This is a genomic window from Micromonospora sp. DT41 (assembly GCF_049841715.1).
GTDB classification, from domain to species: domain Bacteria; phylum Actinomycetota; class Actinomycetes; order Mycobacteriales; family Micromonosporaceae; genus Micromonospora; species Micromonospora profundi.
The window spans coordinates 287,979-300,370 of the sequence record NZ_JBNCKU010000002.1 but is presented as its reverse complement, the minus strand read 5'-3'; the positions used below and the strand labels follow the sequence as shown (position 1 = coordinate 300,370).

Here is a 12,392-nt window from a genome sequence, read left to right as displayed (position 1 = left end):
CACCTACTTACCGCAACCGAACGAGGAGATAGAGCAGTGACTGACCTGAGCGTGGAGGTCGTGCAGACCTCGTCCCTGGGCGACCGCAGCTATCTTGCCCACGACGGCCAGGTGGCGATCGTCGTCGACCCGCAACGCGACATCGACCGTCTCCTGGCACTGGCCGGCAGCCTCGGCGTACGCATCACCCACGTCGCCGAAACCCACCTGCACAACGACTACGTCTCCGGAGGGCTCGCCCTCGCCCGGCTCACCGGCGCGACGTACCTGGTCGCGGCCGACGACGAGGTCGACTTCGAGCGGCAGCCGGTCACCGACGGCGACACGATCACGGTGTCGGAGCGGATGCGGCTGCGGGTCGTGGCCACCCCCGGACACACCTTCCACCACCTGTCCTACGTCCTCGACGGCGACGACGGCCCGATGGGTGTGTTCACCGGCGGCTCCCTGCTGTTCGGCACCACCGGCCGCACCGACCTGCTCGGCAAGCAGCACGCCCACACCCTCGCCGAGCGCCAGTACGCCTCCGCGCACCGGCTGGCCGACCTCCTGCCCGACGGCGCCCAGGTGTGGCCCACCCACGGCTTCGGCAGCTTCTGCTCCGCCGCCCAGGCCGACGCCCCCGAGTCGACAATCGGCCGGGAACGCACCGCCAACCCGGCGCTACGCCTGGAGGCCGACGACTTCGTCCAGCAGACCCTCGCCGGGCTGGACGCCTACCCGGCCTACTACGCGCACATGGGTGCCCGTAACACCGCAGGCGCCGATCTCATCGACCTCACCCCGGTCGCCGTCGCCGACCCGGCCGCGCTGGCTCAGCGGATCGCCGACGGGGAGTGGGTGGTCGACCTGCGCTCCCGCAAGGCGTTCGCGCACCGGCACCTCACCGGCACCCTCAGCTTCGGCCTCGACGGCCCGATGTCGACCTGGCTGGGTTGGATGGCACCGTGGGGCGCACCGATCACCCTGCTCGGCGACAGCGAGCAGCAGGTCGCCGACGCGCAGCGGGAACTGGCCCGCATCGGGATCGACAGGCCCGCCGCCGCGGCCACCGGCAGCCCCGAGCAGTGGGCCGCCGACGACGACACCCGACTGGCCACCCTCACCACGGCGTCCTTCGCCGACCTCGCCGCCGCCCGCGCCGGCAACCACGGCCTGCCCGCCGCCGACGTGGTGCTCGACGTACGGATGACGAACGAATGGCGCACCGAGCACATCGACGGCGTGACCCACATCCCGCTGCCCGACCTGCCGCACCGTCTCGACGACGTACCGGCCGGCACGGTGTGGGTGCACTGCGGCTCCGGTTACCGGGCGGCGATCGCCAGCAGCCTGCTGCAACGAGCCGGCCGTGAGGTCGTGCACATCGACGACTCCTACGCCGTCGCCGCTGACGCCGGCCTGCCCACCGTCCCCGGAAACTGACCCCTCCCCGAAACCGAACAGGAGCACCAGCACCACATGACCACGCCCACAAGCACCCCGGCCAGCCTCGACGTCGCCGCCCTGCAGGACCTCATCGGCACCGGCCAGGCGCCTCGACTGATCGACGTGCGTACCCCTGCCGAGTTCGAGAGCGCGCACATCCCCGGCTCCTACAACGTGCCGCTGGACCTGCTGCGCGAGCACCGCGACGAACTCCGCGCCCACCTCGACGAGCAGGTCGTGCTCGTCTGCCGCTCCGGGCAGCGCGCCGCCCAGGCCGAACAGGCCCTCGCCACTGCCGGCCTGCCGAACGTGCGGGTCCTCACCGGCGGCATGAACGCCTGGCAGGCAGCCCACGCGCCGACCACCACGGGCACGCCCCGCTGGGACCTCGAACGGCAGGTCCGCCTCGTCGCCGGCAGCATCGTCCTGGCCGCCGTGCTCGTCAGCGCCCTTGTCGAGCCGGTCAAGTGGGTCGCCGCGTTCATCGGCGCCGGCCTCACCGTCGCCGCACTCACCAACACCTGCGCCATGGGCATGATGCTCGCCAAACTCCCGTACAACAGGGGCCCCCGCACCACCGTCGACCAGGTCGTCAGGGCCCTCGCCACGGACCAGCGGTAGCACCATGCGCTGTCGGTGCAGCAGCACCCGTTCCCGGCCGACCGGCGCGGGTCGGCCGGGAGGAGGTGACGCATGATCGCTGCGATCGGGTTCGGTGCCCTCGTCGGCGTCCTGCTCGGCCTGCTCGGCGGGGGTGGTTCGATCCTGGCCGTCCCCGCCCTCGTCTACGGCGCCGGCCTCACGCTCGCCGCCGCGGTCCCCACGTCCCTGCTCGTGGTCGGCGTCTCGTCGGCCACCGCACTGCTCCCCCGGCTGCGAGCCGGCCTGGTGCGGTGGCGCCTGGCCGCCATCATCGGCGGCACGGGAGCAGCGGCGACCTTCGCCGGCGCCGCCGTCAACCGGCTCCTCGACCCCCGCGTCGTCCTCGGCGGCTTCGCCGCCCTCATGGTCGTCGCCGGCCTGCGGATGCTGCGCGACACCGACGACTCCGGAGGCGACTGCGCCCTGCCCGGCGGCGGCATCAACTGGCGTGGCTGCCTGCCCAAATCCGCCGCTGCCGGCCTCAGCGTCGGGTTCCTCACCGGACTGTTCGGCGTCGGCGGCGGCTTCCTCATCATCCCCGCGCTGGTGCTGCTGCTCGGCCTGACAATGCCGACCGCCGTCGCCACCTCACTGGCCATCATCGTCATCAACTCCGCCGCCGGTTTCGCCGCCCACCTCGGCGACGTCACCCTCGACTACGGCATCACAGTGGCCTTCACCGCAGCCGCCATCATCGGCTCGCTCGCCGCGGGCCGGCTCGCCACCCGGCTGCCCACCCACAGGCTGCAACGCGCCTTCGCCTGGCTCGTCTTCGCCGTCGCGGCGTTCGTCGCCACCCAGGCGCTCGTCAACCCCGCCCCGGCCTGATCGGCCGAAGTTCCCAGGCGGGGGTACGTGCCGCAGGACGTCCATGCTCGTCAGAGGAACGTCGGCGTAGCCCTGGGAAACGATCACCAACGCAGGCGGCAGCGCTCACCAACGGCTGGTGGCGGCAGCGCTGGCCGCCGGCAGGCGACGCAGTGCTGCCGCCACAGTGGGCAGCGCGCAGTGCTGGTGTTACTTGCCGTCGGCCGGCTTGTCCTCCAGGTCGGCGGAGCCCGCCGACGTCGTCGGCTTGTGCGGCTCGGTCGTCGGTACCGCCGGCGTGTCGGGGCCGCCCGCCTCGGCCGGCTGGTCGGTGGCGGCGACGTCACCGTCCAGCAGCGCCGTCAGGGCAGCGCCCGTGATGCGGCGGAACGTACGCCCCACCCGCTGGCGGTCCAGCACCGCCACCTCAAGCTGGTTGGCGGCGATCGTACGGGCCGCGCCGCCCTCCCCGCCGACGGCGCTCAACGCCTGCACCGCAACGCGGGCCGCCTCGGCGAGGGACATGTCCGGACGGTGCTGCGACTTCAGCACACCGGTGATCGCCTCGGCCTGGCCACCCATGGCCATCCGCCCCGGCTCGTCGTTGACCGAGCCGTCGTAGGTGAGCCGGTACAGCTCGTCCTCGTCGGCCGTCGCACCGACCTCCGCTACGCAGATCTCCACCTCGAACGGCTTCGACTGCTCCGTGAAGATCGCACCGAGGGTCTGCGCGAAGGCGTTCGCCAGCGCGCGGCCTGTGACATCACGCCGGTCGTAGCTGAGCCCGTTCAGGTCGGCCATCCGCACACCGGCCCGGCGCAGATTCTCGAACTCGTTGTAGCGGCCGACCGCCGCGAAACCGATCCGGTCGTAGATCTCGCTGACCTTGTGCAGGGCACTGGAGAGGTTCTCCGCGACGAAGAGCACGCCACCGGAGTAGCTCAGGACCACCGCGCTGCGGCCCCGAGCGATGCCCTTGCGGGCCAGCTCGGAACGGTCGCGCATGATCTGTTCGGGCGAGGCGTAGAACTGCATGGCCACGGCGGCGGTTCTCCTTACGGCGCTGTGCTGACGACTGCTGACGGGTGGGGGTGGGCGGGGCTCAACCGCCCGGGTTCTCCATCCGGCCGCTGACCACACCTTCGGCGATAGCTGCCGTCTCGGGATCGGTCAGCCGACGGGTGCCCTCGGCGGTGGCGGTCATCACCACCGGATAGATCCGGCGGGTCAGGTCCGGGCCGCCGGTCGCGGTGTCGTCGTCGGCCGCGTCGTAGAGCGCCTCGACAGCGAGCCGGGTCGCGTCCTCGACGGACAGGCCCGCCCGGAAACGCTTCTTCAGGGCCGACTTCGCGAAGAGAGAACCGGAGCCGATCGCGTCGTAGCCGGTCTCCTCGTACGGGCCGCCGGTCACGTCGAAGCTGAAGATCCGCCCGGCCTTCGCCGGGTCGGCGGCCGCCAGGTCGAAGCCGGCGAACAGCGGCACCACCGCGAGGCCCTGCATGGCAGCGCCCAGGTTGCCCCGGATCATCGACGCCAGCCGGTTGGCCTTGCCGTCGAGCGAGAGCATCGCGCCCTCGATCTTCTCGTAGTGCTCCAACTCCACCTGGAACAGTCGCATCAGCTCGATGCCGATGCCCGCGGTGCCCGCGATGCCGACAAGCGAGTACGCGTCGGCGGGGTGCACCTTCTCAATGTCACGCTGGGCGATCAGGTTGCCCATGGTGGCCCGTCGGTCGCCGGCCATCACCACGCCATCGGCGGCCGAGATGGCCACGATTGTTGTCGCGTGCGGCGCCAGGTCGGCGGCCATGCCCGGCGGCAGCGGACGCCGTCCGGGCAGCATCTCGGGGGCCACCCGACTCAGGAACGTGGTGAAGGAGGACGTCCCCGCGTTGGTGAACACATCTGGTAGACGCCCGGATGGATCAAAGCCCGCTGCCACGTGGTTCCTCTCAGGTACGTGATCGCCCTGGCCAGCCTCATGGGACTGTCACGGAACTGGCCAAGACCACCGTTGCAGTTGAAGCAGAGTATCCCGCGCACCCATCCGGTGCGATGATCGTGGTCCAGATGTTCCGGATCGGGGCGCTCACAGATGGCGCAGACGCCGCCCTGCTCCGCCAGGAGTTCCTGAAACTCCTTCTCCCCGACGCCGTACCGCCGCCGCAGGTGGTATTCGCGGTTTCCCCCGTACAGCCGCTCTTTGGCCTCTCTGGTCTTGGTGTTGTGGCAGGGCTTGCAGTAGGTGGCATAGCCGGAGGTGTCGGCGCGGTTGCGGGGGAAGGCATCAAACGGCTTGACCGCGCCGCAGGCCGGGCAATGCTTGTGCCCTTCCGGCACGACGCGACCTTCGCGCACCTCACGGTCGAACTTCGCCCTCACCCGACGCGCGTAGCTTGCCTTGGACCGCTCGTTGAAACAGAGCTTGCAGTAGCTGCCCCGCCCTGTCGGTCTCTTCGCGCTCGCACAGAACTGATCGAGTTCCTTCCATTCGCCACAATCTCGGCAGCAACGAAGGCCGTCCCGGTCATCACCTGTTCTCGCCATGTCCGAATTGACCCTATATGATCATTGACCTCCTTTTTGTACGTAGCCTCTCACGAATTCCTCGGCGTTCTCTTCGAGGACGGAGTCGATTTCGTCGAGCAGGTCGTCGACGTCCTCGGTGATCTCGGCGTGCCGCTCGGCCACCTCGGGGTTGGCCTCGGTGGTGACGTCCTCGATCTCCTCGCCCTGCCGGGACTTGCCGGACTGCGACTGGCCGCCGCTGTCATGAGTGGCCATTGCTGCCTCCTCCACGATCGTCTGCGATGAACTTACCTCGCGGGGGCGACGAAAAGCCCGCCGCGCGCCGGGTTACGGCACACGGCGGGCATCCGGACGCGGTTTCAGCCTCCGGTCAACGTCTCCAGCAGGTCCTTGGCGCTGGCGCAGCGGTCGAACAGCGCACCGACGTGCGCGCGGGTGCCCCGTTCCGGCTCCATCATCGGTACCCGGACCAGCGACTCCCGACCCACGTCGAAGATCACCGAGTCCCAGCTGGCGGCGACCACCTCGGAGGCGTACTGGGCGAGGCAGCGGCCACGGAAGTAGGCCCTGGTGTCCTCCGGCGGCTCGGTCATCGCGGTGCGGGTCTCGTCGTCGGTGAGCAGCGTCTTCATAGCCCCTCGCGAGACCAGGCGGTGGTAGAGGCCCTTCTCCGGCCGTACGTCGGAGTACTGGAGGTCGACGAGCTGGAGCTTGTGCGAGCCCCAGCCGAGCTTCTCCCGCTCGCGGTAGCCCTCCAGCAGCCGCAGCTTGGCCACCCAGTCCAGCTCGTCGGCGCAGAGCATCGGGTCCCGGCCGAGTCGGTCCAGCACGCTCTCCCACCTGTCGAGCACGTCGGCGGTCTGCTCGTCGACGTCGGTGCCGTAGCGGTCGTCGACAAAGGACCGCACCCGCTCCAGGTACGCCCATTGCAGGTCCAGCGCGGTGAGCCGGCGACCGTCGCGCAGCCGCATCAGGTGCGACAGGGAGGGGTCGTGGCTGACCGCGCGCAGCTCGCTGACCGGGTCGGCGATGCCGAGGTCGGCGGTGAGCGCCTTCTCCTCGATCATGGTGAGGATCAGCGCGGTGGTGCCGACCTTGAGGTAGGTGGAGATCTCGGAGAGGTTGGCGTCACCGATGATGACGTGCAGCCGGCGGTACTTGTCGGCGTCGGCGTGCGGCTCGTCGCGGGTGTTGATGATCGGCCGCTTGAGCGTGGTCTCCAGGCCCACCTCGACCTCGAAGAAGTCGGCACGCTGGGAGATCTGGAAGCCGCTCTGCCCGCCGTCCTGCCCGATGCCGACCCGGCCCGCGCCGCAGACGATCTGCCTGGTGACGAAGAACGGCGTCAGGTACGCCACGATGTCGGCGAACGGCGTCTGCCGGCGCATCAGGTAGTTCTCGTGGGCGCCGTAGCTCGCGCCCTTGTTGTCGGTGTTGTTCTTGTAGAGGTGGATCGGTTGGGTGCCGGGGATGGTGGCGGCCCGGCGGGACGCCTCGGCCATCACCCGCTCCCCCGCCTTGTCCCACCGCACCACGTCCCGGGGGGTGGTGACCTCGGGGGTGGAGTATTCGGGGTGGGCGTGGTCCACGTAGAGCCGGGCGCCATTTGTGAGTATCACGTTGGCCAGGCCGAGGTCCTCGTCCGCGAGAGCCTCGGCGGGGTCGTACGCGGCGCCGGAGTAGGTGAAGCCGCGGGCGTCGCGCAGCGGCGACTCCTCCTCGTAGTCCCAGCGGGCGCGCCCGCCCCGGTTGAGCTCGGGCCGGGCCCCGTAGGCGTTTACCACCTGCGACGAGGTGACCATCGGGTTGGCTCCGGCCTGGCCGGGCACGGAGATGCCGTACTCGACCTCGGTGCCCATGATCCGTCTTACGCTCATCGACCTACCCGCTTCGCTCGCCCGACCCGGTCCCCCGTCATGTCGAGCGTAGTCCGACTGTTCGGGGAGGGGGGCGCGCCGGTGCAGCCGGGTTCCCGGTGTCGCTGCTCGCGGCGTCGCGTCAGTACTTGACGATCATTGGCACGACGGTGACCCGGGCCCGCAGTTCGGGGTGCCCGGCCAGCAGCCGGTCCACGCGCCGCCGCGCCGCCGAATCGGCGACGAGCAGCCGGAGCCGTCCATCGGCCGCGCGCAGGATGTTCCTGGTGCGGTCGGGTTCGTCGAACATCGGCAGGTAGATGACCTGCTCGGTCTGCGCGGTGGTGCCCTGCAGTGCCGACAGGCAGATGGACTCGATGTAGCCGCGGTAGCCGGCGCGGTCCAGCACCACAGTGACGGTACCCGGCTGCGCCGGGTGGCGGCGGTACGCGGCGTCGCAGACCTGGGCCACTCTCGACGGTTTGTCGACGCTGTGCTGGACCCACAGCTGGGTCCAGCTCTGTTTGTCGACCACGAGCAGGCTGCCGCGCCACCCCGTGAGCCCGCAGAGGGTCACGACAGTGAGCACGGCCACGGCGGCGGCGAGCGCGGGGATCGCGGCGGCGCGGGCCGACCGGGCGGCACCGGACGGTACGGGCAGCAGCCGGACCAGCGCGGCGACGCCGACGATAAGCAGGGCGGTGGCGAGATGCACGCCCTTCATGAAGTAGTACGCCGGTTGCACACCGTCGAGGACGTTGACAAGGGCGATGGCCAGGGCGAACCCGACGGCCACCAGTACGGCGGCGAGGTGCCGGCGCCAGGCGCCCTCGGCGCGGCGTGCCTGGATCACCAGGCCGGTCAGCACGATCGGGGTGAGGCCGAGCAGTGCCCGCCACGCCTCGGCGAGTTCCGGCCCGGCCTTCGCGTCGATCGCGTCGGTCTGGCCGCCGCCGAGCACACCGACGAGCAGGGGCAGTGGCGCGAGCACGGCAGTGACCAGGGCGACGGTCAGCAGCGTCCGGCGGACCTGGAGCAGTTCCCGGCGGTGCCCGATCAGCCAGCCCAGCACCAGCAACCCGGCCGGGGGAAGGAGCAGGTAGTAGGTGAAGCCGATCCCCGTCAGCAGGGCGGCGAGCAGGACGAGTTGTTCGCGGTTGCCGGCCAGCGGGCGTACGACGAGGGCGGCCAACGCGACGGCGAGGGTGAGCCCGAGCACCTCGCTGGGGTAGCCGGCGATCAGCAGCCGGGGCATCTGGCTGCCCAGGATCAGCGCGGCGACGACGACGGTCAGCACGCCACTGTGCAGCGGGTGCAGTGGGCCGGGTAGCCGCTGGGCGGCCCAGAAAAGTGTGAGCACGAGCAGGCCGACGGTGGCGATGCACCACCATCCGTAGTGGGTGAGGCTGCTGGCCCCGCTGGGCGTGCCGGTGGCCGACCGCAGGTGTGAGTCGAGCAGGGCGGTGGTGAGGTGCCAGCCCTGTGGGTAGCGCACCAGCAGCGAGACGACCTGCTCGCGGGCGCCGGCCGGGTCGAGGAATGCGTACCCGCCGAGCCGGCCGACGGCGTCGACGAGCGCCAGGTGGCGGAAGTTGTCCTCGCCGAGGGCGAGCAGGCTGAGGCGCCCGGCGACGGTGCTGGCACGCAACCACGGCAGGGCGAGGTAGCCGACGACAGCGACCGAGGCGACGACCGGCAGCAGGTCGGCCCAGCGCGGGCGGGGCAGGGCGGGCCGTCGGCCGGTGGCCGCGGCGATGAGGGTCAGGGCGGTGAGCGCGGTGCCGCTGACCGCGACCGGGTGCAGCCCCCAGGGCCAGACCGAGAAGAGCAGACCGGCGGCGGTGGTGGCGCCGACGAGCAGCAGCGCGGCGAGCAGCAGCCGGTCGAGCAGGGTGCGGCCGCCGCGCAGCAGGCTGGCCGTGGCCAGCAGCACCAGCGGCGGCAGCAGCCACGCCAGGTGCAGAGGGTACGTCGCCGCCGGCACCAGCCAGGCCGCCGCCAGCGCGATGAGCAGCCACCGGTACGGGCGTACGGGCGGTGGGCGGTCCGGGTCGATCGCTTGGCGTGCCGACGGGTCGGTGAAGGTGAGCTGGGGCGGCACGCGGATCCTCGACGTTCAAAGAGTGGGAACGCCACAGCGTACCGACCGGATGGTTGCCGGTGGGGGCGGCACAGCGGAGCCCGGGACGCTTCTGCGTCCCGGGCTCCGCTGTGCTACCGGTGGTTCAGAGGTACTGGCCGGTGTTGCTTGCGGTCTCGATGGACCGGCCGGCCTCGGCGCCCTTGCCGCCGGAGACGAGCGTGCGGATGTAGACGATCCGCTCGCCCTTCTTGCCGGAGATGCGGGCCCAGTCGTCGGGGTTGGTGGTGTTGGGGAGGTCCTCGTTCTCGCGGAACTCGTCGACGCAGGCGTCGAGCAGGTGCTGCAGGCGCAGCCCCTTGCGACCGGAGGTGAGGAACTCCTTGATGGCCATCTTCTTGCTCCGGTCGACGATGTTCTGGATCATCGCGCCGGAGTTGAAGTCCTTGAAGTAGAGGACTTCCTTGTCACCGTTGGCGTAGGTCACTTCGAGGAAGCGGTTCTCCTCGGTTTCGGAGTACATCCGCAGCACCACGGCGTCGATCATCGCCGCGACGGTGGCCTGGGGGTCGGCTCCGTGCTCGGCGAGGTCGTCCGGGTGCAGCGGCAGCCCGGAGAGGATGTACTTGGAGAAGATGTCCTTCGCCGCTTCGGCGTCCGGCCGCTCGATCTTGATCTTCACGTCAAGCCGACCGGGGCGCAGGATCGCCGGGTCGATCATGTCTTCCCGGTTGGAGGCGCCGATGACGATGACGTTCTCCAGACCCTCCACGCCGTCGATCTCGCTGAGCAACTGCGGGACGATGGTGTTCTCCACGTCGGAGGAGACACCTGACCCACGGGTACGGAAGATCGAGTCCATCTCGTCGAAGAACACGATCACCGGGGTGCCCTCGCCGGCCTTCTCCCGAGCCCGCTGGAAGATCAGCCGGATGTGCCGCTCGGTCTCGCCGACGTACTTGTTGAGCAGCTCCGGGCCCTTGATGTTGAGGAAGAAGCTGGTGTGCTTCTCCTTGCCCTGCCGCTCGGCGATCTTCTTGGCCAGTGAGTTGGCCACCGCCTTGGCGATCAGCGTCTTCCCACAGCCGGGCGGACCGTAGAGCAGGATGCCCTTCGGCGGGCGGAGCTGGTGCTCGCGGAACAGGTCCGCGTGCAGGAACGGCAGCTCCACCGCGTCGCGGATCTGCTCGATCTGCGACTGGAGGCCACCGATGTCGCTGTAGTCGACGTCGGGCACCTCCTCCAGGACCAGCTCCTCGACCTCGCTCTTCGGGATCCGCTCGTACGCGTACGCCGAGCGGGGCTCGATCATGAGCGAGTCGCCGGCCCGGATCGCCGAGCCGATGAGCGTCTCGGCGAGGTGCACGATGCGCTCCTCGTCCGAGTGGGAGACCACAAGCGCCCGGTCACCCGGCCCGCCGCCTGGTCCCTCCAGGATCTCCTTGAGCATCACCACCTCGCCGACCCGCTCGAACCCGAACGCGTCGACGATGTTGAGCGCGTCGTTGAGCAGGACCTCCTGACCACGACGCAACTCGGCTGTGTCCAACGAGGGCGAGACCGCGACCCGCAGCTTGCGGCCGCCGGTGAACACGTCCACCGTCCCGTCCTCGTGCTTGGTTAGGAAGACGCCGTAGCCACTCGGCGGTTGCGCGAGGCGGTCGATCTCCTCCTTGAGCGTGACGATCTGCGTGCGAGCCTCCTTGAGGGTGCTCACCAGCCGGTCGTTGTTCTCGGTCAGCCGCGCCAACTGTGCCTGGGTGGCCGCCAGCCGCTCTTCGAGCTGCCGGACGTGTCGGGGGCTTTCGGTCAACTTACGCCGCACCAGAGCGAGTTCCTCCTGAAGGAACGCGACCTGCGTGGAGAGATCGTGGGCTTCCTTCTCCCACCGTGCGGCGCGCGAGTCCGCGTCGTCGCTGCGTGCTGCCACGTCCCACCTCCCCGGGGGGCTTGAACGTTCTGAGCTAACACTAGCCGCTATGAGCCCGATTCGGTCCCACGCAACACCCTCGTCACTGAACCTTGATCGCCAAGGGGTGGTCTGCCGGGCCGGTACCGGCGTTCGGGTACCGTCGGGTGGTGGCACGGGAGAACATGGGGGGTGCACCAATGGCCGAGGTCGCGACCGATCAGTTGCAGGTCTGGGTGGACCAGGATCTCTGCACGGGCGACGGGCTCTGCGTGCAGTACGCGCCGGAGGTCTTCGAGTTCGACATCGACGGCCTGGCGTACGTCAAGGGCGCCGACGGTGAACTGCGGATGACGCCGGGCAGCCGGGTCGACGTTCCCGAGCATCTGCGACTCGAAGTGATCGACTCCGCGAAGGAATGCCCGGGCGACTGCATCCACGTCGTCCGCGGTGACGGCGTCGAGGTGGCCGGCCCGGACGCCGAGGACGACTGAGTCGACCGCCGGCCGGGCCGCGTGGCCCGGCCGGGGGTACGCCTCAGAGCAGAGGCCTGCCGACCACCGAGGCGACCAGCCGGGCGAACTCCTCCAACCGGGCGATCTGCCCGGCCCCGCCGTCGTCCAGGGTCTTGCCGAAGCGCAGCGCGTCGTGCCGCGGCGTGCCGGCCATGTCCTCGCTCGGCGGCGCCTCGTCCAGCGAGGACAGCAGCAGGTAGACGTCGATGCTGTCGACCCGGATCTCGCCGCTCTCGGAGCGGTTGAGGCGTCGCCGGCAGCCCACCTCGGTCACCGTGGACACCGGCACCACCCGCAACGACGAGGTCATCGACCCCGGCGGCCCCTCCCCCGGCGGCACGTCCTCGCCGTGCCAGAGGATCAGCCGGCTGCCGTCGCAGACGACGACCTCCTGCCACACGCCGTTCACCTCGTTCACGAAGCGTTCCAGGGTGAAGCCGAGCACCGAGGCGCCGCGCAACACCCCGCCGAGCGCCTCCAGGGCGACGTCCGGGTCACGCAGGTAGGCCCGCGCCGCCGACTCCAGGTCCTGGTAGGGAGACCAGTCCGGAAACACTGCGGGAAGGTCGCCTCCGCCGTAGCCCGGTCGGCTCATGCCGCCCTCCCCCGCCCGGTGAGGCCGGCGC

The 12,392-nt window shown here is 70.3% G+C and carries 12 protein-coding genes; 4 read left to right on the top strand and 8 right to left on the bottom strand.

What is annotated here, in order from left to right:
- Positions 1–36: 36 nt before the first annotated feature.
- From ACLQ23_RS05340 to ACLQ23_RS05330, 3 genes are all read left to right on the top strand, one after another.
- Complete coding sequence (locus ACLQ23_RS05340) at positions 37–1,425, top strand: MBL fold metallo-hydrolase (RefSeq protein WP_425880400.1); 1,389 nt, start codon at positions 37–39, stop codon at positions 1,423–1,425.
- Between the two features lie 36 nt (positions 1,426–1,461).
- Positions 1,462–2,049 carry a rhodanese-like domain-containing protein gene (locus ACLQ23_RS05335; protein ID WP_355594683.1) on the top strand — a complete coding sequence of 196 codons (588 nt, stop codon included), beginning with the start codon at positions 1,462–1,464 and terminating at the stop codon, positions 2,047–2,049.
- Between the two features lie 72 nt (positions 2,050–2,121).
- On the top strand, positions 2,122–2,898 hold the full coding sequence (locus tag ACLQ23_RS05330; protein ID WP_355594685.1) for a sulfite exporter TauE/SafE family protein: 777 nt from the start codon (positions 2,122–2,124) through the stop codon (positions 2,896–2,898).
- 189 nt (positions 2,899–3,087) lie between these two features.
- Here ACLQ23_RS05330 and prcA read toward each other — a convergent pair whose 3' ends face one another.
- The 7 genes from prcA to arc form a co-directional block, all read right to left on the bottom strand.
- Positions 3,088–3,918 carry a proteasome subunit alpha gene (gene prcA, locus ACLQ23_RS05325; RefSeq protein WP_377666387.1) on the bottom strand — a complete coding sequence of 277 codons (831 nt, stop codon included), beginning with the start codon at positions 3,916–3,918 and terminating at the stop codon, positions 3,088–3,090.
- Between the two features lie 61 nt (positions 3,919–3,979).
- On the bottom strand, positions 3,980–4,819 hold the full coding sequence (prcB, locus tag ACLQ23_RS05320; protein WP_197281689.1) for a proteasome subunit beta: 840 nt from the start codon (positions 4,817–4,819) through the stop codon (positions 3,980–3,982).
- Positions 4,738–5,259: an endonuclease VII domain-containing protein gene (locus ACLQ23_RS05315; RefSeq protein ID WP_425735581.1), complete on the bottom strand. Its 522-nt coding sequence runs from the start codon at positions 5,257–5,259 to the stop codon at positions 4,738–4,740. The genes prcB and ACLQ23_RS05315 overlap by 82 nt, the downstream gene beginning before the upstream one ends.
- A gap of 186 nt (positions 5,260–5,445) precedes the next feature.
- Entirely contained in the window at positions 5,446–5,661 is a 216-nt protein-coding gene (locus ACLQ23_RS05310) for a ubiquitin-like protein Pup (protein WP_030332902.1), read from the bottom strand.
- Positions 5,662–5,765: 104 nt separating this feature from the next.
- The gene (gene dop, locus ACLQ23_RS05305; RefSeq protein WP_377666393.1) at positions 5,766–7,283 is read right to left on the bottom strand and encodes a depupylase/deamidase Dop; all 1,518 of its coding nucleotides are present in this window, start codon (positions 7,281–7,283) and stop codon (positions 5,766–5,768) included.
- A gap of 121 nt (positions 7,284–7,404) precedes the next feature.
- Positions 7,405–9,363 carry a hypothetical protein gene (locus ACLQ23_RS05300; RefSeq protein WP_355594691.1) on the bottom strand — a complete coding sequence of 653 codons (1,959 nt, stop codon included), beginning with the start codon at positions 9,361–9,363 and terminating at the stop codon, positions 7,405–7,407.
- Between the two features lie 124 nt (positions 9,364–9,487).
- Positions 9,488–11,272, bottom strand: coding sequence for a proteasome ATPase (gene arc, locus ACLQ23_RS05295; protein ID WP_355594693.1), 1,785 nt, complete (start codon positions 11,270–11,272; stop codon positions 9,488–9,490).
- Between the two features lie 179 nt (positions 11,273–11,451).
- Between arc and ACLQ23_RS05290 the strand changes: the two genes are divergently transcribed.
- Complete coding sequence (locus ACLQ23_RS05290) at positions 11,452–11,745, top strand: ferredoxin (RefSeq protein WP_355594695.1); 294 nt, start codon at positions 11,452–11,454, stop codon at positions 11,743–11,745.
- 43 nt (positions 11,746–11,788) lie between these two features.
- Here the strand turns inward: ACLQ23_RS05290 and ACLQ23_RS05285 are convergent, their stop codons facing one another.
- On the bottom strand, positions 11,789–12,361 hold the full coding sequence (locus tag ACLQ23_RS05285) for a hypothetical protein (RefSeq protein ID WP_053661352.1): 573 nt from the start codon (positions 12,359–12,361) through the stop codon (positions 11,789–11,791).
- Positions 12,362–12,392: the final 31 nt, after the last annotated feature.